This window comes from Georgenia phoenicis (assembly GCF_047302425.1).
In the GTDB taxonomy this organism is placed as follows: Bacteria; Actinomycetota; Actinomycetes; order Actinomycetales; family Actinomycetaceae; genus Oceanitalea.
Map to the genome: position 1 here is coordinate 2,273,152 of NZ_CP154855.1, position 22,186 is coordinate 2,295,337.

Genomic DNA, 22,186 nt, shown 5'->3' on the forward strand with positions numbered 1-22,186 from the left:
GGCGGGGTCGCCGGGGCGCGGACAATCCTCGCACAGTGCGCCGGGTCACTGCCGGGGCGGTCCGGGTCAGAGCTGGTCGAGCAGGCGCTCGCGGCGGCGCTCGTACTCCTCGTCGCTGATGGCACCGGAGTCGTGGAGGGCGGTCAGCGCTCCCACGCGGGCGAGGGTGTCGCCGGCGGTGCGCTGGCGCAGGACGCGCACGGTGGCCGTGACCGCGAGGGTGATCGCCACGAGGATCGCGACGAAGACGAGGGTCCACACCGCGTCGTAGGCCGCCGGCATCAGCGGGTTCGAGGCGAACGTTGCCATGGCGACACGGTAGCGCCGCCAGGCGTGCGGCGCCCGCCGTTCCGCTACTCGCTCGAGGTGTCGATGACGAGGTCGGCGGCGGCGCGGGCGTCGCGCTCGGCGAGCAGGGCGCTCTCCTGCGCCGCCCAGGTGGACCACTGGTCCAGCCAGGTGCCGTCGTCGCGGGCCATCGCGCGGTGGTGGCGCTCGGGCTCGGGCGCCTCGAGCCACACGAGCGCGTCGAGGTAGGGCGCGCAGGGCAGCGAGCCGGCACCGCAGCCCTCGAGGACGACGACGGCGCTCGGCTCCACCCGCACGGTGCCGTCCAGCTCCCCGCGTACCCAGTCGTAGCGGCGGTAGCTGCCCGTCCGGCCCTCACGCAGTGGCGCGAGCACACCGGTGGCGATCTCCTCCACCCCCTCGCGCAGGCCGCGCCAGCCGCGGTAGGCGTCCTCGAGGGCGACCACCTGCGCGCCGGGCACCCGCTCGGCGACGGCGGCGGCGAGCGCGGTCTTCCCGGCCCCGGACCGTCCGTCGATGCCGAGGACGACGGGTGCTCCGCCGTCGTCGACGGCGGGGAGGAGGGCGAGGACGCGCTCGAGTGGGGTCACCTCGCGAACGGTACCGGCCGCCGTCGGCCCCGGGCAGATACGCTCTGCGCAGCCGTGATTCTGGAGGAACGATGAGTGTGGCCGTGCGCGTGATCCCCTGCCTGGACGTCGACGCAGGACGCGTCGTCAAGGGCGTGAAGTTCGAGAACCTGCGGGACGCCGGTGACCCGGTCGAGCTCGCCCGCCGCTACGGGGCGGAGGGTGCCGACGAGATCACCTTCCTCGACGTCTCGGCCTCGACGGAGGACCGCGCCACCACTCTCGACGTCGTCTCCCGCACCGCCGAGGAGATCTTCGTGCCGCTGACCGTGGGCGGCGGGGTGCGCACGGTCGAGGACGTCGACCGCCTCCTGCGCGCCGGCGCGGACAAGGTCGGCATCAACACCGCGGCCGTGGCCCGGCCCGAGGTGCTCACCGAGGTCGCCGAGCGCTTCGGCCGCCAGGTCATCGTCCTGTCCGTGGACGCCCGCCGCTGCCGCGACGGCGCGAGCACGCCGTCGGGCTACGAGGTGACCACCCACGGCGGGCGCCGCGGCACCGGCATCGACGCCGTCGAGTGGGCGGTGGAGGCGGCCGAGCGCGGGGCCGGGGAGATCCTCCTCAACTCGATCGACGCCGACGGCACCGAGGACGGCTTCGACATCGAGATGCTCACCGCGGTGCGCGCGCAGGTCACCGTGCCGCTCATCGCCTCCGGCGGAGCCGGCGCGGCGGTGCACTTCACCGAGGCCGCAAAGGCCGGGGCGGACGCCGTGCTGGCGGCCTCGGTCTTCCACTTCGGCACGCTGACGGTCGCCGACGTCAAGGCCGAGATGCGCGCCGCGGGCGTGCCGGTGCGCTGACCTGCGCCTAGCGTGAGGTCCCACCCCTCGAACGGACGGAGCACCCGCGTGTCACGTACCAAGTGGAGCGAGCCCGAGCGGCGGGCCCTGGCCGCCACCTTCCGGGAGGTGGGCCCCGGGGCGCCCACGCTGTGCGAGGGCTGGCGCAGCGAGGACCTGCTCGCGCACCTCGTGCTCCGCGAGACCCGGCCGTGGGTCATGGCGCTGGACATGGCTTCGCGGCCCGCGCCGGGCGAGGAGCCGCGGCAGTCGCAGGTGGCCGCTGCGGCCCGCACCCCGGGCGGGTACGCGGCCCTCGTCGACGAGCTGCTCGGCACCGACGGGCTGCGGCCCACGCGTCTCCTCGGGGACGCCGCCAACCTCGTCGAGTTCGTCGTCCACCACGAGGACCTGCGCCGCGCGGGTGACTCCCCGCGCCCGCCGCGCCGGCTGCCCGAGGAGATGCGCGACGCCGTGTGGCGCCAGCTCGCCGTCATGGGACGCGTGGCGGCGCGGAAGTCGCCGGTCGGCGTCGTCCTTGTCAGCACGGCCGGTCCGCGCGCGGTGGTGCGGAAGGGTGCCGACTCGGTGGCCCTCATCGGCGACCCGGTGGACCTTGCGCTCTACCTCATGGGCCGCCGGGAGCGGGCCGAGGTCGAGGTCCAGGGCTCCCCCGACGCCGTCGCCGCCTTCACGGCCGCGATGTCCTAGGCGGGCCGGGGCGCTCAGTTCCGTCCCCGGCACCGGTCTGACCGGGCATGGGTATGACGACGAGAGTGCTCAGCGTGTCGGTCCCCGTGGCCGACCAGGACGCCGCCCTGCGCTTCTACACCGAGGTGCTCGGCTGCGAGGTGGTCGCCGACGTGGAGGTGTGGCCCGGGGCGAGGTACGTCGAGGTCCTCCCGCCGGGCTCCGCCGTCGCCATCGTCCTGCTGCCACCGGACGGCGAGATCCCGGTGGCGGTGCGGCTCGGCACCCCGGACGCCGCCGCGGCGCACGCGGCGGTCCGCGCCTCGGGGGTGACGGTCCACAACGACGAGCTCGTCCTCCTCGACGGCGTGCCGCCGATGTTCTCCTTCACCGACCCGGACGGCAACGAGCTCGTCTACCTGCAGGACGACGCAGGGCCCTCCTGAGCCGGGCGACGCCCTAGGCTGGCCTCACCCGAGCGGGAGGCACCGATGACCGACGTGAGCGTCGAGGACGTGATGGCCGAGCTGGCGGCTCTCGAGGACCCGCGGGCGCGGGAGGTCAACGAGCGGCGGGGCGACGACCACGGCGTCAACCTCGGCCAGCTGCGCGCCGTCGCCAAGCGGCTCAAGACGCAGCCCGAGCTCGCCCGGGCGCTGTGGCGGACGCAGGACACGGCCGCGCGGCTGCTCGCGATCCTCGTCAGCCGGCCCCGGGCCTACGAGCGGGCCGAGCTCGACGCGATGCTCCGCGAGGCGGGCGCTCCGAAGGTCCACGACTGGCTGGTCAGCTACGTCGTGCGCAAGAGCCCGCACGTCGAGGAGCTGCGTCAGGCGTGGCTCGCGGACCCCGACCCGGTCGTGGCGAGCGCGGGCTGGGCGCTGACGACCGACCGTGTCGCCAAGCGGCCGGAGGGCCTGGACCTGGACGGCCTCCTCGACGTCATCGAGTCCGAGATGAAGGACGCGCCGGACCGGTTGCAGTGGGCGATGAACCACTGCCTCGCGCAGATCGGCATCTCGCACACCGCGCACCGCGAGCGCGCGGTCGCGATCGGCGAGCGGCTGCGGGTGCTCGAGGACTACCCCACTCCCCCGAACTGCACCTCGCCCTACGCGCCCGTGTGGATCGCCGAGATGGTCCGCAGGCAGGAATCGGCGTAGGGGTGGACGAGGTCGACGGCCCGGGTGGGTGGACAATGAGCATCTCCCACGACCCGCGCCCCTTCGCGCTCTTCGTCCGCGACGCACTGCGCCTGGAGGCCCGCCACGAGCCGACGGCGCCGCCGCCGCTCGACCCGCCCGCGCCGGACCACCGCGACCTGTTCACCGCTGCCGAGCGGGCGCGCGCAGCCGAGCAGTGGCCGGCGTGGTGGCGGGCAACGCTGGCCCACGAGGCGCAGCGGCACGGCACCCGGGTGACCGGGGACGTGCTGGAGTGGCACTGGGAGCAGGCGAGGGTGCGCGAGGAGGTGCTCGGCGAGCCGCCCGACTTTGCAGCCCTCTCGGCCAGTCCGGAGCTGCAGCGTGCGTGCACGGTGCTGGACCGCGAGCTCCACGCCTGGTCGCGGCGCGAGCCACTGTGCGACGCTCCGCTCACCGGGCTCAGGGACGTGGACTGCGGCGACCTCGCCGCCGAGGTCGCGAGCCGGTGGGACGCCGAGCTCACGCGGGTGCACGGCGTGGTCCTCGCCTACGGCGTCGCGGGTCCGTGGCGGCGGCTGACGGCGCCGGCCGTGCTCGTGTGCTCGGTCGCCGACCTCGAGACGGAACCGGGCGCCGTCGTCCGTGAGGTTCTTGAGTCCTCGGTACGCCGCGGGTGGCCGGAGGGCAAGGACGGTCCCGCCGACGAGGGCTGAGCGTCCCGGCCGCCAGCAGACCGGCGGCCGGGTCACTCACCTCAGCTCAGGAGGCGAACTCGGCGTTGATCTTGATCTCGTCGAGCTCGCAGTCCCCGGTGTCGCAGAAGGCCTCGCCGATCGCGTCGATCGTCTCCATGTCGCCGTCGTACACGGCGTCGAGGAAGGCGGGGATGAGCGACGCGGTGGCGGCCTCGTACTCCTCGGCGGTGATCTGCGTGTAGGGCATCTGCGGGTAGACGAAGTTGCCCTGCGGCAGGAACGACGCCGTCTTGAGCCGGCCGGAGAAGTCCCGGAGGACCTCGCCCACCTGCTCCCCCTCGGTCTCGGGGTCGAAGGACAGCGTGACGGACACCGAGTTGTCCGACCAGTACGCCTGGGCCAGGGCGGCGAGCTCGGCCTTCTCCCGCAGGGAGACGTCCTTCTCCGAGCGGCGCGCGGCCGACTTCACCGGGAAGAAGATGACCGAGGTGCCCTCGGGGTCCTCCACGGCCGGCTCGACCCGGTACCCGGCGGCCCGGAACAGCGTGACGAGCGGGTCCTCGTTGCGGAAGCGGATCGCCCGGTTGAAGTAGGTGCCGCCGGGTGCCCAGTGCACGCCTGGCGAGACGCCCGCGACGATGCTCACGGTGCCGGACGGCTTGACCGTCGTCGTCCTGATCGACTCGCGCACGGCGAGCGTCTCGGAGAGCTCGGTGTCCCACGCCCGCACGAGCCGGTAGCCCTGGTCCATCCACTCCTGCACCGTGTCCAGGCCGTGGTTGTCGGCGAAGTCGGCGATGCCGGACATCGAGGTGCCCACCCGCCGGTTGCGCTGCATGACGGCGTTGGTCCGCTCCCAGTGCGTGGGCAGCAGCGTGACCGCCTTGCCGTAGAGGAAGGCGACCTTGAGGGTGGCGAGGTAGTCCTCCTTGGAGCTGGCACGGGAGGGGAAGGTCTCCACGAGCGTGCAGCACTCGAAGGACTCCAGCGGCTGCTCGGCGCAGGGGTTGTAGCCCTTGACCCGCCAGTCGCGGTAGTCGGCCGGGTCGGAGAGGCGGCCGAAGTTGCGGGTCGTGTCGATCCAGATGACGCCGGGCTCCCCGTTGCGCGCGATCGCGCCGGTGAGGGGCGCGAGGTCGGTCCCGCTCTCGACGACGACGGAGTTGTTCGACATCCACGCCCAGCCCGGCTGCGCCGGGTCGTAGGAGTTGCGCTCGGGGAAGACCTCGGGGTTCTTGAGGTCGAGGAAGTCGGGGTCGTCGATCTCCCCGAGGAGGATCTCGGCCGAGCGGCGGACGTTGCCCGCCACGACGCACACGCCGATGAGGTTGCCGACGTCGGCGATGTCGCGGGTGGTCAGCGCCTGGCCGCCGCGGCCGGCGAAGACCTTGCGCAGCGCGGTGTGGAGGCGGTGGAGCGGCTCGGGGCCGGCCGCGGTGCCGCCGAAGGTGCGGATCGGGACGCCCCTGGGGCGGATCGCGGAGTAGTCGAGCACCGGCAGCGCGTCACCGCGGAGGAAGGCGTCGATGACCATGGCCGTCGACTCGACCCAGCCCTCGCGGGTGTCGGGGATGACGAAGACGGGCGTGCCGGCGTCGACCACGGGCGGGAGTGCCCGGCCCTCGCCGTCGAGCGCGAAGGGTTCCTGGGACTCGTGGACGACGGGGTCGTGGATCGTGAAGCCCTGGCGCGCGCCGGCGGTGTCGAAGCCGACACCCACCCCGAGCATCGAGGCCTCCATGAGGAAGGTGAAGGGCGCGGAGGGCTGCTGGGCCGTCATGTCGTCGGTGGAGACGAAGGCGCAGTTCTGCAGCGGGGCGGAGTTGCCCAGCGAGTTGACCAGCGGCGTGCCCATGACCCACAGGCCGCGGCCGGGCGGGGTCCACTTGAGCTCGAAGAGCCGCTCGTAGGTGTCCTGCGCGGTCTGCTGGGCTGCGGCCTCGTCCCACGGGAGCCGGCGGCCGGTCGTGTGGTCCTTGAGGATGGAGAACATCCCCTCGACGACGCGCCGGCAGACCTCGTGCCAGCGCTCCTTGGTGCCGTCCTCGCGCTGGCGGGAGTAGGTGCGCAGGAAGGTGATCTCGCCCAGGGAGTTGCCGGCGGCGTCGGCGTACCCCCACGGCACGGTGCGCTCGGCGTACGGGGCGACGAAGGAGTCGGGGAGCTGGAAGGAGAGCATGGTGTGCGCCTTCGTCTCGGGGCGGTCAGCGGGCGGGCTGCAGGGCGGGCGCGGGAGCGTCCTGGTACGCGCGCAGGGCGTGGGCGGCGACGGCGGCGGCCGGGACGAGGACGACGTTCGCGAGCAGCGGGTAGAGGTAGAAGGGCAGGCCCATGACGTAGGTCGACAGCAGGCCGGCCGCGGAGTCGGCGACCCACTCCCCCCGCCCCAGCATCCAGGTGCCGAAGTTCGTCACGAGGAAGAAGAGCGTGGAGGAGCCGGCGCCGACGCCCATCCCGACGAGCGCCGTCGAGCGGGCGGAGCGGGCGCGGCGCATGACGAGCGCACCGGCGGCGATGGCGACCCAGGCGCCCCAGACGTACAGGAAGATCACCGAGTGGGAGCCGAGGAGGACGTCCCCGACGGCGACCGTCAGGAGCGGGACGGCGATCGCCAGCGTGCGCGGCAGCAGGATCGCGCTGACGACGGCAAGGACCGTGACGAGCTCGACGCCGGGCGCGAGGAAGGTGTTGAGGTTGTAGTCACGCCACGCGACCGAGGCGACGGCCAGCAGGGCGACGACGGCGTACTTCAGCACGGTGTGCATGCCTTCCTCCGGAAATGACAGCAGTGTGGTTCGGGTCGCTCCCGACACTACCCCTAGGGGTAATCGTGAATATTCACCCCAAGATGTTGTGGTCGAAGCGTGCGGCGAGAACCGCGTCATCTCTACGCTCGTCCGCCCCCGGCGTGTCGGGCCGCGGCCGCGGTACGGCCTCAGCCCCTGGCAATCTCCGCGGCGTAGCGCGCGGCCGGACCGAACCAGTCGGGCCACTGCGGGTCCTTGTCGGGCGCGAGGAGGTGGTCGGCCACCGCCCGGAAGAGCAGCGCCCGCACGAGCAGCTGCGGGAAGTGCGCGCCCTCCTCATCCCGGACGCGGTCGACGAGGTCGCGCCCCGCACCGCGGAAGACGACGGCGTCGGCCACGACCACCGCCGTTGCGTACGACGGCGGACGCCAGTACGGGGTGAGGTCGAGGACCAGCGGCGCCAGGTCCGGGTGGAGGTGGACGTTGTCGGTGAGGTCGCCGTGGACGAGCTGCGCGGGCAGCGCGAGCGGCCGCCGGGCCTCGAGGAGGGTGCGGACGTGAGGGAGGCGGCCGCCGTCGTCGTCCACGTCCTGCTCGGCCCAGGCGACGCGGTCGGCCACCGCCCACGGGTGGTCGTGGCCGTCAAGGAAGGCGGGCCGCGGGAGGTCGGCGAGGTGGCGGTGGAGCACGCGCCCGGCAGCGACGACCTGCTCGTACTGGTCCGCGCGCGGCGGTGAGCCCGGTTCGTAGCGCCACGCGGTCCAGCCGTCGACCACGAGCCCGCCGTCCGCCGAGAGCACGGGCGGTGCGACGCGCAGGCCCGGGGCACCGTCGAGGTCGGCGAGCACGGCGGCCCGCCAGCGCAGCTCCTCGAGCGACACGTCCAGCGGCTTGAGGACGAGGTGCCCCGACCGCCACACCTGGTGCTGCCCGCCGGGCAGGGGCGCGGGCGCCGCAGACGCGCCGAAGGCCGCGAGCACTCCGGCCGGTGGCTCCTCCACGGTTCCTCCCGTCGGCGGCAGGCTCAGCTCTCCTCGGACTCCTGCTCCTCGACGTCGGAAGCCGCGAGGATGTCGACGGCGAAGACGAGCGTCTGGGTGCCGTTGCCGAGCGCGGGCGGCACGACGACGACCACGCGCGAGCCGACCGCCTGGTCGACGAGCCCGTCGCGCAGGCCGGTGAAGGTGTCGTCGACGAGGATGGTGCGCGGCACCTGGCCGTCGGCCCACGTCGAGTCGTAGATGTCGCCGCCGGGCCAGGTGACCGCCTGGTACTGGACGGTGATCGCCTGGCCGGGCGCGACCTGGTGGCCGGAGCCGCGGATGACGGTGCTGACCTCGAGCGACGACGGCGGCTCGGCGTCGGGCAGGGTGATGGCGACGCCGTCGTCCTGCTGTGCGACGGTCGGCATCCCCTCCTCGGGGGGAAGCTCCTCCCCCTGCGCGACCGTGTGGAGGACGTCGATGACGAGGACGAGCATCCGCTCGCCGTTGTCGGCGCTCACCGGCTGGGTGACGAGGAGGCGGGTGCCCTCGGGGACGTCGACGAGGAGCGGGTGGACCTCCTCCCCCACCTGCTCGGGGGTGAGGAGCAGGGTGCGCGCCGCGCCGGTGCCACGGTCGGGCAGCGGCTCGCCGGTGGCGCCGTCGTAGGCGCTGAGCGCAAGGAGGGCGGGGCCGCCGTCGCGCAGGTGGCGGCCCTCCCCCTCGATGAGGACCTCGGTCTCCTCCTCGGTCATCTCGAGCGGGGTGTCGAAGGAGACGACGGGCGGGCGGCCGAAGGCGCCGGTGACGGAGATGACGGGCTCCTCGACGGGCTCCTCCGGCTCGGCGGAGCAGCCGGCGAGGACGAGGGCCGCCAGGAGGGCGGCCACGAGGGCGCGGACGGGACGACGGCGGAGCATCAGGCCTCCATCGCGGCGATCAGGGCGGCGACACGCTCGTCGCTGCTGGCGAAGGGGTCCTTGCACAGGACGGTGTGCTGGGTGGCGTCGTTGAGCTTGAGGTGCACCCAGTCGACGGTGTGGTCGCGGCGGCGCTCCTGCGCGGCGGCGACGAAGTCCCCGCGCAGCTTGGCGCGGGTGGTCTGCGGCGGCGTCGTCCGGGCGGCGGTGATCTCCTCGTCCGTGGCGACGCGCGCCATGAGGCCGCGGGCGCGCAGCTTGTCGGCCAGGCCGTCGGTGGGCGAGATGTCGTGGTAGGCGAGGAGGAGGCGCTGGACGCGGACGTCGGCGAGGCCCGCGCCGCTGCCGGTCCGGTAGCGCTCGAGGAGCCGCTCCTTGATGGCCCAGTCGAGCTCGGTGTCGACGAGCGAGTGGTCCCCGGTGCGCAGAGCGCGCAGGCCGCGCTCCCACAGCTCGAGGACCTGCTGCTCGACGGGTCGCAGGGGCATCCCGGAGGTGTGTGCAAGGACGCGCTCGAGGTACTCCTCCTGCATCTCCAGCGCGCTGCGCCGCCGGCCGGAGACGAGCTCGAGCGGCGTGGTGGCGGTGAGGTCGCGGGAGACGTCACGGATGGAGCGCATCGGGTCGACGAGGAGGAGGTCGTCGAGGCGGCCGCCGGACTCGACGAGGTCGAGGAGCAGGGCGGTCATGCCGAGCTTGAGAAGCGTCGTCGTCTCGGCGACGGAGGAGTCACCGGAGATGACGTGGAGGCGGCGGTAGAGGTCGGGGTCCCCGTGCGGCTCGTCGCGGGAGTTGATGATGGGCCGGGAGCGGGTGGTCGCCGAGCTCATCGCGTCCCACAGGTGCTCCGAGCGCTGGGAGAAGCAGTACGCGGCGCCGCCGGCGGTCTGCCGCACGGCGCCGGCGCCGGTGAGGATCTGGCGGGTGACGAAGAAGGGGACGAGCTGGTCGACGGTCCGCTGGAAGTCGCGGCGCCTGCGCAGGAGGTAGTTCTCGTGGCAGCCGAAGGCGTTGCCCTCGGAGTCGACGTTGTTCTTCAGCAGGTGGACGCGCCCGCCGATGCCCTCCTCGGCCAGGCGAGCGGTCGCGTCCTCGGCGAGGTCGACGAGGATGGCCTCACCGGCACGGTCCTGGACGACGACGTCGCGCACGTCGTCGCACTCCGCCGTCGCGTACTCGGGGTGGGAGCCGACGTCGAGGTAGAGCCGGCCGCCGTTGCGGAGGAAGACGTTGGACGAGCGCCCCCACTCGACCACCTTGCGGAAGAGGTAGCGGGCGGCCTCGTCGGCACCGATCGGCGGGCCACTCTCCGGACGGCGCGCGCCGTCGACGGTGATCCCGTACTCGGTCTCGATGCCGACGATGCGGGGAGCGAGGCTCACTGCCCGCCCTTCTGCACGAACCCGCGCACGAAGGACTCGGCGTTCGTCTCGAGGACGGAGTCGATCTCCCCGAGGAGGTCGTCCAGCTCGGCGGCCTGCGCCTGCGCGCTCGCCCCGGTGGGCGCGGGCAGCGGCGGCGGCGTCGGCTCCTCCGACTCGCGCTCGCTCCGGCGCTGCTGCTCCTGACGGGCCATGGTGGCTGCCTCCTTCTCGACTACCCGTCGATCCTAGTTCGCGCCGGCGGTTGTGCGAGCAGCGGGGTCCATGGTGGTCACGTCGGGTGCGCTTCGGTCGGTGCGGTTCTGAGCGGCCAACGGAACAGCCGCTAGCTGTCGACAAGGGTCGGTCGAAGCGTGTTGCTCAGGCCCCCTTCACCGGAACAGCCACCGGACGGGTCTTGCGGACAGGCGGCGCCACCAGCGGACTCTCGCCGCAGGTCGAGGTGTGCAACTTCGGTAGGGGTTCGGCTTACGGGACGTCAAATCTGCCGATCACCAGGCGGTGATCAAGAGCGGCGCGTGTGGACTCAGCGCCGTCCCTATGCACACTCGCTAGCCGTAGCCGCGCACGCCGCTGGCAGTCCGTCCTCGCATGATCGCTCATGGCGCTGCAATATCACGTCGCGCCAAAACGTCGTGAGACAGCACGTCTAGGACGCGTCAGATGCTGTGGGGCGCAGCCGGACATCACTGCGCGGTCCGGTGTTGAGCCCCCACGCCTCCGGGTGCGGTGCTATCCGAGACCGAGAAGAACTCGAGTCGATGGTCGAAATCCCTGGGAATCACCTGAGCACTACAATGAGGCTGCCCCGCTTCATACCCCGGTGCGCCCTAGCGACAACGCGGGATGTGCGAAGGCGCTCGAAGAGGGGCTTGTTCAGCTCGTACGGAAGTTCGGCTGTCCCACCGGATACTCCGGCGAGGGCCGAGTACGGCCCGCCAATCCCGGCGAGGGCCGTTAGGACCTGCGTGCCGTCGCCTCCCCCGTCCAGGTAACGTTCTGCGAGTTTGACGACGGTCTCTGCCGAAATCCCGACCCCTGTGAACATCTGGAGCGTTGAGGCGCTCACCTTCGCGTCGAAATCGAGGTGGGATTCCGCAGCCACTTGCCACGTGGACGTGTCACCCGGCTCGATAAACTGGCTCATCCGAATCCAGGGTGTAGTCGAGGTCTGAATCCGCCGACCTCGAGGAGTGATCGGGCGATGTAGTTCGTGAGATTGCGGAAGCCGAGGGCGGACCCGCGTAGGTGCTCGAGGCGTCCGTTCATGGCTTCGGTGGGGCCGTTGGACGTGCCGGGGCGATCGAAGTAGGCCAGGACGTCGGCGGCGCGACGCTTGAGCGTGCGGCCGAGGGTGCGGAGCTCGGTCATGGGCGCCGGGACACCGCCGCTCAGGGAGTCGATCAGGCGGGTCATCAGGTCACGTGCTTTGGCCCGGTCGGGCTCGCGGTAGGCGGAGATCATGCGCTGGTAGACGGCCCAGGTGACCTCTACTTGGACGTGGTCCTCACCGGTGAACAGCGCCTCGATCCGCGTGGTCTGCTTCTGGGTGAGCAGGTCGGCGCCGGTGTGCAGGGTGCGGCGGGCGGCGTAGAGCGGGTCGCCTTTGCGGCCGCGGTGGCCATGGATGTCTTGCTGGACGCGGCGGCGGCACTGGTCCAGAGCGTCCCCGGCCAGGCGGACGACGTGGAAGGGGTCCATGACCGCGACGGCTTCAGGTAGCTCTTCGACGGTCGCCGTCTTGAACCCGGTGAAGCCGTCCATCGCGACGACTTCGACGCCGTCGCGCCAGGCCTGCGGGCGGTCGGCGAGCCAAGTCTTGAACGCCTGCTTGGAGCGGCCCTCAACCATGTCGAGCAGCCGGGAGGGGCCGGTCCCGTCGCGGATGCCGGTGAGGTCGATGATGACGGTGACGTACTTGTCCCCGCGGCGGGTGTGGCGCCACACGTGTTCGTCGACACCGATAGCCCTCACGCCGTCGAACCGGGTCGGGTCCTCGATCAGGACTCGGCGCCCTTCGGCCAGCACCGCGGCGTTGGCGGTGTCCCACGAGACCGCCAACGCCTCGGCGATGCGGGCCACGCTCAGGTGCTGGCACACGATGCCCTCCAGCGCCCACCGCAGAGCCCGGCGCGAGAGCTTGGCTCGCGGCTCGGCCGCCGCACCGGTGTCTTGGCGCCAGACATGTCCGCACCCGGTGCACCGGTAGCGGCGCACGGTGAGCAGCAGCGTCGTGGGCCGCCAACCCAGCGGCTCGTGCGCGAGCTCACGGGTGACGGTGTCACGCGCGACGCCCTCGCAGCCGCAGCGCCGGCACCACTCATCGGGCTCCACGACTCGGCATGCCAGGACCGCGCGATCCGGCTCGAGCCGCTGCCCGATGACTTCGAGGCCGAGCTCGTCCAGGCGTGCGAACGTGGTCAGGTCAGGGCGAGCGAAGGTAGCGTCAGACACGTCGAGGTCTTCCCGATGGGTTGGCGTAGGAACCCCCATCATCGGAAGACCTCGACCCCTACCCGGCCCCCGACACGCCACTTCGCGCTGGGCGCCCGGCCGACACCGCCTCTACACCCTCATTCCGGAAGAGCCGATAAACTCCGCAGACCGGCTGAGGACGACGGCCTTCAGTTCCTCGGACACAGCGGTGCTGAGAAGGAAGTCCTTCACCAGCGGCCCGGGCAGAATCGCGGGCGACAGGTTCTCGCCGAAGGCTGCAGACGTCGTCATGGCGGACTCGATGGTGGCCCAGTCGGTCGTGGCGAACCGGGCGAAGGTCTCCGCAGTGTCGGCGAGCAACCCGGCGGCCAGAAGCAACGAGAGCAGTCGTCCCGCCTCTGCGGGCACGTCGGACGGTTCGAGCGGGTCAGCAAGGCCTAGGCTCTGAGCCAGCCGGACCCGGTGGGCGGGGTCCGGAATGGCGGTAGGCGAGTTCAGGAGCGCTGCGGCCAGGGCGCGCAGGTCACTCTGGGCAGCCTCGTCGTTGACCTCGAGAGTTTCGGCGGCGGCCAGCAGGTCCCCGAGGGCGTCGTCGATACCGTGCTCGGCGCGGTAGTCCTCGATGTTTGTGATGGTGGCAGGGAACCGGTGATGCTTCGCCAAGGGGGCCCACGTCTCCTTGGGAGCTTCCGCCAGACGGGTGACCTCGCAGGTTGGCGAAGAATCCTCGATCAGCGCCTCGATGTGCTGTGCGTCCCAGCGGTCAGCCACGTCACCCAAGATGGCGGCGAAGTGCTGGGGTTCGTCGATGGTGAAGTTGGTTGCGTCGTCGTCCGCAACCGCCGCCAGAAACGCTGCAGGCTGTTCGAGGCAGTCCTCGTAGAGCGCCGAGTCACCCTGCATACGATCTAGGGCGATGGACGGCGCGTCGCCGATGGCGACACGGAGGTTCGTTGCTGTGAGTGGGTACAGGTCGGATTCCACGATGGCGCTCAGCATGGTGGAGTGCAGGGCCGAGAGGTCGGCAATGCTGGCACCAGACTCCCGCGTCACGTTGACGATTGTGTGCACCTGCGTCCGCTGAAGCTCGCCGATGTAGGACGCCATGGCTGCGTAGTTCGTCGCCAAGAACTCGCCGAGCGCAGGTGCGGTGTCGTAGGAGATTTCGGAGCTCAGGGCCCTGAGAGCGGCGTCGACGTAGGTCACGCGCCGGCCGGCCTCGAGTTGTGCTTCGTGTGCGAGGTACACGAGAGTGTGCGGCCATCTGCGTGCCAAGCCGGCCGACAGCAGATCCGGGTGCGCGCCATTCGACAGATAAGTCTCGACGAACGACTGCTCCGCCTCCCCAAAGCCGGCCAGACGGTCGAGGATGAAGTCAGCCTGTGGGTCGTGCTGCTCGAGGAGGTGGTCCAAGATGGAGACGTTGTAAGCGCTGGCCCCTCTTAAGCATCGCGGTCCCGCTTCAGCGAGGAGTGAGACAACCTCGTCGGGCTTGAGCTGGTAGTTCGCGTCGGGAGTATTGGTGTCAACGTTGCGCAGAATGAACGTCTGGACGTCCTTGCTGAGCCTGTTGCCGTAGAACTGGCCGACGTAGAGGGTGAAGTTGTGGTCGATGTCCCCCTCTCGGACCAGTTCGCGGGCCAGCTTTGATTTCAGCTTGCCGACGACGTTAGCGAGGGGCAGGCCGGTGTCGCGTTCAGTGAACTCGGTGCGGCCGTTGAGCTTCGCCATAGACGCGCCTCGGAGGAAGTCCCGGTTGGCTCGGTGCTTCCGGCGCTGCTCCTCGACCGACGCTGTCGCCCAGGTGTCGAAAGCGTCGACCGTCAGCGAGTGGTCCAGAAGCCGCTCGAGCATCGCGGTCTTGAACTCGAGCGGCTGGGGCGAGTTGGCGTACCCCTGCCGGTTGACCGTGACCGTGATAGAGCCGTCCGCTGCTGCCTGGCGCCAGAACTTCAGCCAGTCGGTCACTTGTGTGCCAAAGTCGGTGTCACCGGCCGCGATTGACAGCAACTTCCGGTCAGCTCGGGCTACGTCGACAAGTTCGTTGAACCGCGCGCCCAGTTCTTCGGCGCGCGTCTGAGCTGCCGAGTTGACCGCGTCGGCGGAGTCGAGAGCCCGGAGTTGGTCGTCGGCGTCGCGGATGGAATCGTTGATAGTCGCCCGGTACGCCTTATACAGGATGTCGAGATCGCTCCGGCCGTGGACGATCTTCTCGAAGTCGGCCAGATGGAATTGCTTGTACAGCACCAACGACAGCAAGGTGTCCGGGCTCAGGTCCGGGGCACCCTTGCCCATCACGAGGAGCTGTTCGGAGAACACACAGTATTCGTTGCGTATGTTCTTCAGCATCCGCATGTCCGGGACGTGCCTGGCAACACGGTCGATCAGCTCGTCGCTTGGGCGGTGCGCTTCCCCTTTGGGAAAAAGCTGAGCGAGAAGTTCGTGCGCGGAACGGTGCGTGATGAACGGGACGAGCGGGATGACCAGGTCGAAGAATTTGGTGCGGTTGGCTCGTTCGACCTCCGCCTGCGCCGCGTCTACATCACCCTGCGAGTTGGGGGCAGCCGCAACGCCACTGCTACCGGACGACGCCTCCTCTTCAACCTTTTCAACGGAGTCAGTCGGGTCGGGGTCTCGGCCGAGCTTCTCGAAGACGCTGTCTCGGACGGCGTACACGAACCGCACCTTGCGACCCACCTGGTCGGACTCGTTCAGGAGCGTGTTCAGCTCGCGCAGCGCCTCAAAAATGCCGGGGTTCTCGAACCGGTCGAGGTCCTCGAACACGACCACGTCGTAGTCAGTCGCTTCGAAGAAGTACACGATCTCGGCCAGGTACTTGTCGAAGTAGCTGGTGGGCCGCCGCGCGAGAGTGACGGAAGCACCGGCAGCCGACAGCTGGCTGACTGAGAACTTCTGGTGCAGGAACGCACGCATAGCTGTCAGCCCGACCGTGCCGATACCGATGGCGACGGCGCCGGTGACCCATTCCTGTGCGCCCTGCCCGAGTAGGTCAGGGTCCCATCCCAGGAGAACCGGCACGGCCACCGCGCCGACGATCCCTGCCGCCGACGTCAGCATCGCCCGCCCGAGCGGGAACTTAGAGAGCCGGTGGAAATCTGAGGCAGGAAGCTTCTCCGGAGCCTCGCGGTAGAGCAACTGCTTGACGATCGCCTTCTCGATGCGGTTGGTCAGGTCCGCGCCCTCGTCGGCTCCCTTCATTGGCGATCCGGGCTCTCCGAGGTCGTTCCCGAGACTGGAGATGGCGACGTTGAGAACCTTGAAATTCTCGGAGTTCTCTATATTTTCGATGACGCTGGACTTGCCCGAGCCGTAGCCGCCGGTGAGAGCGATGTTGAACACCTTGGGCTCTCGGAGTCCGGCCGTGAGGTACCGAGCATACGCGCCATGTTCAGCTTCCTGGTAGCCCGACGAGAGCGGCGTCAGAGTCCTCGATGCCGGCGCGGTCGGAAGCGCAGAAATGTCCTGGTTCATCTCGGTCCAACCCCGTTCTCTCGAGACGGCGCTGCGATCACCGGCCGATCTCCTAGTCGTCCTTGCGCGCAGCGTGCCCACGCTCGCTTCCGCGTCCTAAGGAGGACGCTACAGGCGCCCACGGACATGGCCGGCTCTTTGTGCTGGCGCTAGTTCGTCCCACCATGCGGCGAGGCAGGTGTCCTCCAGATTCTTGGAGGCGTCCTACTCACCGAAATCGGCACGCCCGCTCGGACTGCGATCCTCTTGTGGCAGACGTCGCGGCCATCCCCTTCGCCGACATGGTGCGCGCGGTTCCGGTGAGGGATCCTCTATCGGATCAGGCGTACACGTATGGGGAGATCGAGATCTGCCCACGCGCGATCGGCAGTCAAGACTTCAGCCGGGTTGCTGCGGATTGTCAACGCGAGGCAACACCGATCTCCGAGCGAGAGGTTCTTGCCTCCGTCCAGTGATCGAATCGCTCCCGCCAGCTCAGCGTCCTCTTCCAGGACCGGCTCGATGGTGACGCCTGCCGCAGCGAGGAGGCCGCGAACTCGCCGGACGTCGACTCCGACGTCGACCAGCTTTCCGATCACCTCAGCGAGATTGGCGGCGCCCAGTGACGCCGAACCAAGCTCAGCGGCGACCAAGTCAGCACCGGGCTCATCGTGTACGAGAGCGAGGACGGCCGAGGCGTCGAGGACTGTCACTCGGCCCTCGATGCCGCCAGACGGCGCTCGGTCAGCAGTTCGTCAACCAGCGAACGCTGCTTGGGGACCTCAGATGCCAATCCTCGGAGTTCCACCACTGCGTCCTCCTGCCGTTCGAGTACGACTCGTCGACCTTCGACGCGGAGGTGCAAGTGGTCACCGGGGGCAAGTCCGAGCGTGGAACGCACCTCGGCCGGAATGACGAGACGACCCTGCTGCCCAAGAACGAGCGTGGCATTCATACGCCAATCGTGCCACGGGAAGCGTGACTGTGCCAAGACCCTCCCGATTGACGATCCCTTGCCGGGATCCGGTGCCTACAACTGGAGGTGGAGGCGAAGCGCGTCGTCGAGGTGGGCCATGACGTCAGCAGGGGCTCGTCCGATGACAGCGCCGAGCCGCTCGACTGCGATCGAGCGGACTTGCTCGGCCTGGGCCTTGGAGTCCTGCCGGAGGCCGGTCGCGGCTGCAGGCAGGAGGGTTTGAAACGGGAAGATCCGGTCGGTGTTGCTGGTGAGGGGCACCACGGTCACCACTCCGCGGCCGAGTCGAGCCGCGGTCGCGTTCGCTCGATCGTTGCTAACGATCACCGCAGGACGGCGGCTGTTGGCCTCACTGCCGCGAACGGGGTCCAGATCGACGAGCCGGATCTCACCGCGCAATATCAGCGATCCCTTCGGCTGCGGTCATGTCCCACGCGGCCTGATCGCCTGAATCCTGCCACTCCTGCCATGCCGCTTCGTAGTCCTGTTCCAAACCGGGAAGGCGAAGCATTCGCACGGCATGTTGCAACGCAGCTGACCTCGACGGCAGGCCGGCAGTACGGGCGTACTCGTCGAGGATCGCCACATCCTCGTCCGGCAGACTGACGCTGAGTTTCATACCTTGATGCTACCGCAGTGCTACCAACTGCCAGCGGACCCGTGTTGTTTGCCGGCGACGGGACGCGGGGGTGGCGCGCGGAACGCGCGTTGAGCGCGTCCTGTGCACCGGCTGTTCTTTCGGATCTTGGCAGCGGCGTGCCCCTTGCGCCCGTGATCTATCGGGGCCGTGCTGTATCAGTCGGGCGCCGAGCCCGATGCTCGAGCCGGCCGCATCCCGCGGTGGGATCGGGCCGATCGCTAGGAGGTGCGCGATGAGCGCGCTGCATGTCGGGTACGCCCGATGCTCCACCGATCAGCAAGACCTCACAGCGCAACGCGCTGCCCTGATCGGCCTCGGCGTCGAGACCGAGCGCATCTATGTCGATCACGGCCTGACCGGCACCGACCGAGAACGCCCGGGCCTGCGCGAGGCCCTGGCCGCCTGTCGGGCTGGGGACCCCCTGGTGGTGACGAAGCTTGACCGCCTGGCCCGGTCCCTGCCCGATGCGCGGGCGATCGCGGACGAACTGACCGCCCGACAGATCAGTCTCTCGCTCGGCGGGTCCATCTACGACCCGACCGACGCCATTGGTCGTCTCCTGTTCAACGTGCTCGCCATGGTTGCGGAGTTCGAGTCCGACCTGATCCGGCTGCGCACGGTCGAGGGAATGAAGGTCGCGAAGGCCAAGGGTCGGCTGAAGGGCAAGCAGCCCAAGCTCAGCCGTAAACAGGAAGCACATCTCGTGTCGCTCGTACACAGCGGCGAGTACAGCACCCTGGAGGTCGCCGAGCTGTTCGGCATCGGTCGGTCCACCGTCTACCGTGCGATCCAACGCCAACGGATGGCGGCCGAGGCCGAACTCGCCGCCGCATCGGCACGGGGCTGAACGCCCACCTTGACGGCGTCCCGCAACCGGCAACCACCGGGACGCCGTCAAGCGCGTCTCCCTCGAAAGCCAGCCCGTGTACAAGCGGACAAACGAGTTGTGCCTGCGGATTGCCGATCCCATTTGCGAAGCGGTCATGCCGCCCTGGGTGTGAACCACCGTTCCACGGATAGCGATGTCAATGGCGCCCGCCTCTGGGGAGAGCCGCTCGACGCCCGGGTGAACACGTCGGCTCTCGATGACGAGGGCGTCAGCCGTGGCGGCGGCGGAGCTCCTCGAGGAGCGCGGCGACGTCCGGGCTGGCGTCCAGCGCCTCCCCCACGTGCTCGCGGCTGCCCCGCGCCGGCTCGGCCATGGGCAGGCGCACGAGGTGCTCCTCGCCGGGCACGTCGAGGACCACCGACTCCCACCCGGCGGCGGCGACGCCAGAGCCGTAGCGGCGGATCGTCTCCCCGCGGAACCACGCGCGCGTGTCGACCGGGGCGGCGTGGACCGCCTCGTCGACCGCCTCCGCACTCACCAACAGCTCCACAGCACCGGACGCGGCCAGCCGCTGGTAGATGCTGCGCTCGGGGCGCACGTCGGACCACTGGAGGTCGAGCGCCGCCAGGCGCGGGTCGTCCCAGCCGATCCCGTCACGGCGGCGCATCCCCTCGAGCAGCCGGAGCTTGGCCACCCACTCGACCTCCGCCGCGCAGGTCATCGGGTCCTCCCCCAGCCGGGCGAGGAGGGAGTCCCAGCGGTCGAGGACCGCGCGGGTCTCGGCGTCGACGTCGTCGCCGAGCCGCTCCCGGATGACGTCGAGGTAGACGCGCTGGATCTCCAGCGCCGTCATCTGCCGGCCGTCGGCGAGCGTGAGCCGGTGGGTGAGGGTCGTGTCGTGGCTGACGAGCCGCGTCTCGGCGACGGCGTCGTCCAGCGCCATCGCGTCCAGGGACAGCGGCACGGCGTCCTGCTCGAGGAGCCACAGCACGAGGGAGGTGGTGGCGAGCTTGAGCCAGGTCGCCACCTCGAGGAGGTTGGCGTCCCCCACGATGACGTGCAGGCGCCGGTAGCGCGAGGCATCGGCGTGCGGCTCGTCGCGCGTGTTGATGATCGGCCGGTTGAACGTGGTCTCCAGGCCGACGTCGTTCTCGATGTAGTCGGCGCGCTGGGACAGCTGGAAGCCCGGGATCTCCGAGCGCTGCCCCAGGCCCACCCGCCCGGCGCCGGTGAACACCTGGCGTGTGACGAGGAAGGGCGTGAGGTAGCGGACGACGTCCCCGAAGGGCACCGCCCGGTCCGTGAGGTAGTTCTCGTGGGTCCCGTAGGACTGTCCCTTGCCGTCGACGTTGTTCTTGTAGAGCGCGACGTCGGGCATCGCGGGCTCGGCGGCCAGCGCGGCGGCGGCGCGGCGCATGACCTCCTCCCCCGCCCGGTCCCAGCGCACCGCGTCGCGCGGGCCGGTGACCTCGGGGCTGGAGTACTCGGGGTGGGCGTGGTCGACGTACAGCCGCGCCCCGTTGGTGAGGACGAGCGACGTCGTCGCGGAGGCGGGCTCCCCCGCCCCGGGACGACGGCGGTGGAAGCGTCCCAGCGCGGCGGCGCGCTCGGCCGGGGAGTCGGTGAGCTGGTCGGGGTGCGCCGCGGCGCGGTCGAGACGGAAGCCGCGCGCGTCGGCGAGCGGGTCCTCCCCCTCGTAGTCCCACCGCGCCGTCGCCCCCTCGCCCACCGTCTGCGCGTACGCGACGACGACGGCGGCCGACAGAGCCATCGGGTTGGCCATCGGCTGCCCGGGCTGCAGGACCCCGTACTCGGTCTCGATGCCCATCATCCGGCGCACGGTCATCGGCGCGCTCCGCTCACAGGTAGTCGCGGGTCTCCACGACCCGCGTCGGCTCGGCCCCCTCGGTGGCCCCGGACCCGCCGAGAGTGCGCATGAAGACGATCCGCTCGCCCTTCTTGCCGGCCACGCGCGCCCAGTCGTCGGGGTTCGTCGTCGAGGGCAGGTCCTCGTTCTCCCGCATCTCGGCTGCGTAGCCGGCGAGCAGGTGCGAGGTGCGCAGGCCCCGCTCGCCGGTGGCGATGAGGTCCTTGATCGCGGCCTTCTTCGCGCGGTCGACGATGTTGGCCATCATCGCGCCGGAGGCGAAGTCCTTGAAGTACAGGACCTCCTTGTCCCCGCTCGCGTAGGTGACCTCGAGGAAGCGGTTGTCGTGCGTCGTCGAGTACAGGCGCTCGACGACGGCCTCCGCCATCGCGGCGACGGCGGCTGCGGCGTCGCCGTGACGCTCGATCTCCTCGGGGTGGATGGGCAGGTCGGCGGTGAGGTACTTGGCGAGGATCTGCCGCGCGCCGTCGGCGTCGGGGCGCTCGATCTTGATCTTCACGTCAAGGCGGCCGGGGCGCAGGATCGCGGGGTCGATCATGTCCTCGCGGTTGGAGGCGCCGATGATGACGACGTTCTCGAGCTTCTCCACGCCGTCGATCTCGCTGAGCAGCTGCGGGACGATCGTCGTCTCGACGTCGCTGGACACGCCGGTGCCGCGGGTGCGGAACAGCGAGTCCATCTCGTCGAAGAAGACGACGACGGGCAGCCCGAGCGCCGCCTTCTCCCGAGCGCGGGCAAAGATCACGCGGATCTGACGCTCGGTCTCGCCGACGTACTTGTTGAGGAGCTCGGGGCCCTTGACGTTGATGAAGTAGCTGCCGGCCCGGTGGCCGTCCCCCTGGCCCGCGGCGTCGGCGAGGGAGGTGGCCACGGCCTTGGCGATGAGCGTCTTGCCGCAGCCGGGCGGGCCGTAGAGGAGGACGCCCTTGGGCGGCTTGAGGCCGTGCTCGCGGTAGAGCTCGGGGTGGAGGAAGGGCAGCTCGACGGCGTCGCGGATCTGCTCGATCTGCGGACCGAGGCCGCCGATGTCGCCGTAGTCGACGTCCGGGGTCTCCTCGAGGAGGAGGTCCTCGACCTCCGAGCGCTCGACGTGCTCGAGCGCGAAGCCGCTGCGCAGGTCGGCGAGTAGCGTGTCCCCGACCCGCACCCCGGCCGCGGCGAGCGGCGCCGACATCCGCAGGACGCGCTCGTCGTCGGAGCGGGCGACGACGAGCACCCGGGTGTCGTCGACGACCTCCTTGACGGCCACGAGCTCGCCGGTGTCCTCGAAGCCGCCCGCCTGGACGGCGACGAGCGACTCGTTGAGCCGCACGTGCTGGCCGGCCCGCAGCGCACCGAGCGGCAGCGACGGCGCGACCGCCACCCGCAGCCGGCGCCCGGAGGACAGCACCTCGAGCTCGCGCTCGGCGACGTGGACCGACAGGACGGTGGCGATGCTGCTCGGCGGGCGGGAGAGGGCGTCGAGCTGCTCCTGGAGGGAGGCGAGCTGGTCGCGGGCGCCCTGGAGCGCCGTCGCGAGCCGCTCGTTCTTCGTCGCGAGGCTGATCGCCTGCTGCTCCAGCTCGCGCACCCGGTTCGCCCGGAAGTCGTCCATCCCAGCCTCGGCCATCTCGGCCCCTTCCCTGCTCGGCACCGTCCCCCACGGTAGGTCACGCCCCACGGGA

Annotated in this window: 23 protein-coding genes; 6 read left to right on the plus strand and 17 right to left on the minus strand. The window is 70.5% G+C overall.

What is annotated here, in order from left to right; genetic code table 11:
• Positions 1 to 66: 66 nt before the first annotated feature.
• Positions 67 to 309, minus strand: a complete 243-nt coding sequence (locus AA0005_RS10740; protein ID WP_413450160.1) for an SHOCT domain-containing protein — start codon at positions 307 to 309, stop codon at positions 67 to 69.
• Positions 310 to 353: 44 nt separating this feature from the next.
• Positions 354 to 899 (minus strand): hypothetical protein, encoded by a 546-nt coding sequence (locus AA0005_RS10745; protein WP_413450161.1) that lies wholly within the window; start codon positions 897 to 899, stop codon positions 354 to 356.
• A gap of 71 nt (positions 900 to 970) precedes the next feature.
• Between AA0005_RS10745 and hisF the strand changes: the two genes are divergently transcribed.
• The 5 genes from hisF to AA0005_RS10770 all read left to right on the plus strand — a co-directional run bounded on the left by hisF (position 971) and on the right by AA0005_RS10770 (position 4,268).
• On the plus strand, positions 971 to 1,741 hold the full coding sequence (hisF, locus tag AA0005_RS10750) for an imidazole glycerol phosphate synthase subunit HisF (protein ID WP_413450162.1): 771 nt from the start codon (positions 971 to 973) through the stop codon (positions 1,739 to 1,741).
• Between the two features lie 48 nt (positions 1,742 to 1,789).
• Entirely contained in the window at positions 1,790 to 2,431 is a 642-nt protein-coding gene (locus tag AA0005_RS10755; RefSeq protein WP_413450163.1) for a TIGR03085 family metal-binding protein, read from the plus strand.
• A 74-nt stretch (positions 2,432 to 2,505) separates the two neighbouring features.
• A complete protein-coding gene (locus tag AA0005_RS10760; RefSeq protein ID WP_413450164.1) occupies positions 2,506 to 2,856 on the plus strand; it encodes a VOC family protein in 351 nt (116 codons plus the stop codon).
• Positions 2,857 to 2,901: 45 nt separating this feature from the next.
• A complete protein-coding gene (locus tag AA0005_RS10765; protein ID WP_413450165.1) occupies positions 2,902 to 3,573 on the plus strand; it encodes a DNA alkylation repair protein in 672 nt (223 codons plus the stop codon).
• Between the two features lie 35 nt (positions 3,574 to 3,608).
• Positions 3,609 to 4,268, plus strand: coding sequence for a hypothetical protein (locus AA0005_RS10770; RefSeq protein WP_413450166.1), 660 nt, complete (start codon positions 3,609 to 3,611; stop codon positions 4,266 to 4,268).
• A 46-nt stretch (positions 4,269 to 4,314) separates the two neighbouring features.
• Here the strand turns inward: AA0005_RS10770 and nrdJ are convergent, their stop codons facing one another.
• From nrdJ to AA0005_RS10835, 13 genes are all read right to left on the minus strand, one after another.
• Positions 4,315 to 6,429 carry a ribonucleoside-triphosphate reductase, adenosylcobalamin-dependent gene (gene nrdJ / locus AA0005_RS10775; RefSeq protein ID WP_413450167.1) on the minus strand — a complete coding sequence of 705 codons (2,115 nt, stop codon included), beginning with the start codon at positions 6,427 to 6,429 and terminating at the stop codon, positions 4,315 to 4,317.
• A gap of 25 nt (positions 6,430 to 6,454) precedes the next feature.
• Positions 6,455 to 7,015, minus strand: a complete 561-nt coding sequence (locus AA0005_RS10780) for a DUF6580 family putative transport protein (RefSeq protein WP_413450168.1) — start codon at positions 7,013 to 7,015, stop codon at positions 6,455 to 6,457.
• Positions 7,016 to 7,185: 170 nt separating this feature from the next.
• Entirely contained in the window at positions 7,186 to 7,998 is an 813-nt protein-coding gene (locus AA0005_RS10785; protein WP_413450169.1) for a TIGR02569 family protein, read from the minus strand.
• A gap of 23 nt (positions 7,999 to 8,021) precedes the next feature.
• Positions 8,022 to 8,900 (minus strand): FKBP-type peptidyl-prolyl cis-trans isomerase, encoded by an 879-nt coding sequence (locus tag AA0005_RS10790; protein ID WP_413450170.1) that lies wholly within the window; start codon positions 8,898 to 8,900, stop codon positions 8,022 to 8,024.
• Complete coding sequence (gene pafA, locus AA0005_RS10795; protein ID WP_413450171.1) at positions 8,900 to 10,282, minus strand: Pup--protein ligase; 1,383 nt, start codon at positions 10,280 to 10,282, stop codon at positions 8,900 to 8,902. Before pafA ends, AA0005_RS10790 begins: the two co-directional genes overlap by 1 nt.
• Positions 10,279 to 10,476, minus strand: a complete 198-nt coding sequence (locus AA0005_RS10800; protein ID WP_413450172.1) for a ubiquitin-like protein Pup — start codon at positions 10,474 to 10,476, stop codon at positions 10,279 to 10,281. The genes pafA and AA0005_RS10800 overlap by 4 nt, the downstream gene beginning before the upstream one ends.
• A 587-nt stretch (positions 10,477 to 11,063) precedes the next feature.
• A complete protein-coding gene (locus AA0005_RS10805; RefSeq protein ID WP_413450173.1) occupies positions 11,064 to 11,429 on the minus strand; it encodes a hypothetical protein in 366 nt (121 codons plus the stop codon).
• On the minus strand, positions 11,426 to 12,736 hold the full coding sequence (locus AA0005_RS10810) for an ISL3 family transposase (protein ID WP_110854004.1): 1,311 nt from the start codon (positions 12,734 to 12,736) through the stop codon (positions 11,426 to 11,428). Before AA0005_RS10810 ends, AA0005_RS10805 begins: the two co-directional genes overlap by 4 nt.
• Positions 12,737 to 12,847: 111 nt before the next feature.
• Positions 12,848 to 16,210 carry a hypothetical protein gene (locus AA0005_RS10815; RefSeq protein ID WP_413450174.1) on the minus strand — a complete coding sequence of 1,121 codons (3,363 nt, stop codon included), beginning with the start codon at positions 16,208 to 16,210 and terminating at the stop codon, positions 12,848 to 12,850.
• 311 nt (positions 16,211 to 16,521) lie between these two features.
• Positions 16,522 to 16,902 carry a type II toxin-antitoxin system VapC family toxin gene (locus AA0005_RS10820; protein ID WP_413450175.1) on the minus strand — a complete coding sequence of 127 codons (381 nt, stop codon included), beginning with the start codon at positions 16,900 to 16,902 and terminating at the stop codon, positions 16,522 to 16,524.
• Positions 16,899 to 17,144, minus strand: a complete 246-nt coding sequence (locus tag AA0005_RS10825) for an AbrB/MazE/SpoVT family DNA-binding domain-containing protein (protein WP_413450176.1) — start codon at positions 17,142 to 17,144, stop codon at positions 16,899 to 16,901. The genes AA0005_RS10820 and AA0005_RS10825 overlap by 4 nt, the downstream gene beginning before the upstream one ends.
• 75 nt (positions 17,145 to 17,219) lie before the next feature.
• A complete protein-coding gene (locus tag AA0005_RS10830; protein WP_413450177.1) occupies positions 17,220 to 17,564 on the minus strand; it encodes a type II toxin-antitoxin system PemK/MazF family toxin in 345 nt (114 codons plus the stop codon).
• A complete protein-coding gene (locus tag AA0005_RS10835; protein WP_413450178.1) occupies positions 17,554 to 17,784 on the minus strand; it encodes a ribbon-helix-helix domain-containing protein in 231 nt (76 codons plus the stop codon). Before AA0005_RS10835 ends, AA0005_RS10830 begins: the two co-directional genes overlap by 11 nt.
• A 253-nt stretch (positions 17,785 to 18,037) precedes the next feature.
• On the opposite strand from AA0005_RS10835, the gene AA0005_RS10840 reads away from it, so the two are divergent.
• Positions 18,038 to 18,652, plus strand: coding sequence for a recombinase family protein (locus AA0005_RS10840; RefSeq protein WP_413450179.1), 615 nt, complete (start codon positions 18,038 to 18,040; stop codon positions 18,650 to 18,652).
• Positions 18,653 to 18,902: 250 nt separating this feature from the next.
• Here AA0005_RS10840 and dop read toward each other — a convergent pair whose 3' ends face one another.
• Together dop and arc are read right to left on the minus strand one after the other, a co-directional pair.
• Positions 18,903 to 20,480 (minus strand): depupylase/deamidase Dop, encoded by a 1,578-nt coding sequence (gene dop, locus AA0005_RS10845; protein ID WP_413450180.1) that lies wholly within the window; start codon positions 20,478 to 20,480, stop codon positions 18,903 to 18,905.
• Positions 20,481 to 20,493: 13 nt separating this feature from the next.
• On the minus strand, positions 20,494 to 22,131 hold the full coding sequence (gene arc / locus AA0005_RS10850) for a proteasome ATPase (RefSeq protein ID WP_413450181.1): 1,638 nt from the start codon (positions 22,129 to 22,131) through the stop codon (positions 20,494 to 20,496).
• Positions 22,132 to 22,186: the final 55 nt, after the last annotated feature.

Bases quoted from the DNA above. Each gene is read 5' to 3' on its own strand.
- AA0005_RS10740 (WP_413450160.1), bottom strand. From the start codon at position 309: ATGGCAACGTTCGCCTCGAACCCGCTGATGCCGGCGGCCTACGACGCG.
- hisF (WP_413450162.1), top strand. From the start codon at position 971: ATGAGTGTGGCCGTGCGCGTGATCCCCTGCCTGGACGTCGACGCAGGA.
- AA0005_RS10765 (WP_413450165.1), top strand. From the start codon at position 2,902: ATGACCGACGTGAGCGTCGAGGACGTGATGGCCGAGCTGGCGGCTCTC.
- AA0005_RS10770 (WP_413450166.1), top strand. From the start codon at position 3,609: ATGAGCATCTCCCACGACCCGCGCCCCTTCGCGCTCTTCGTCCGCGAC.
- nrdJ (WP_413450167.1), bottom strand. From the start codon at position 6,429: ATGCTCTCCTTCCAGCTCCCCGACTCCTTCGTCGCCCCGTACGCCGAG.
- AA0005_RS10780 (WP_413450168.1), bottom strand. From the start codon at position 7,015: ATGCACACCGTGCTGAAGTACGCCGTCGTCGCCCTGCTGGCCGTCGCC.
- AA0005_RS10790 (WP_413450170.1), bottom strand. From the start codon at position 8,900: ATGCTCCGCCGTCGTCCCGTCCGCGCCCTCGTGGCCGCCCTCCTGGCG.
- AA0005_RS10800 (WP_413450172.1), bottom strand. From the start codon at position 10,476: ATGGCCCGTCAGGAGCAGCAGCGCCGGAGCGAGCGCGAGTCGGAGGAG.
- AA0005_RS10805 (WP_413450173.1), bottom strand. From the start codon at position 11,429: ATGAGCCAGTTTATCGAGCCGGGTGACACGTCCACGTGGCAAGTGGCT.
- AA0005_RS10815 (WP_413450174.1), bottom strand. From the start codon at position 16,210: ATGAACCAGGACATTTCTGCGCTTCCGACCGCGCCGGCATCGAGGACT.
- AA0005_RS10825 (WP_413450176.1), bottom strand. From the start codon at position 17,144: ATGAATGCCACGCTCGTTCTTGGGCAGCAGGGTCGTCTCGTCATTCCG.
- AA0005_RS10835 (WP_413450178.1), bottom strand. From the start codon at position 17,784: ATGAAACTCAGCGTCAGTCTGCCGGACGAGGATGTGGCGATCCTCGAC.
- AA0005_RS10840 (WP_413450179.1), top strand. From the start codon at position 18,038: ATGAGCGCGCTGCATGTCGGGTACGCCCGATGCTCCACCGATCAGCAA.
- dop (WP_413450180.1), bottom strand. From the start codon at position 20,480: ATGACCGTGCGCCGGATGATGGGCATCGAGACCGAGTACGGGGTCCTG.
- arc (WP_413450181.1), bottom strand. From the start codon at position 22,131: ATGGCCGAGGCTGGGATGGACGACTTCCGGGCGAACCGGGTGCGCGAG.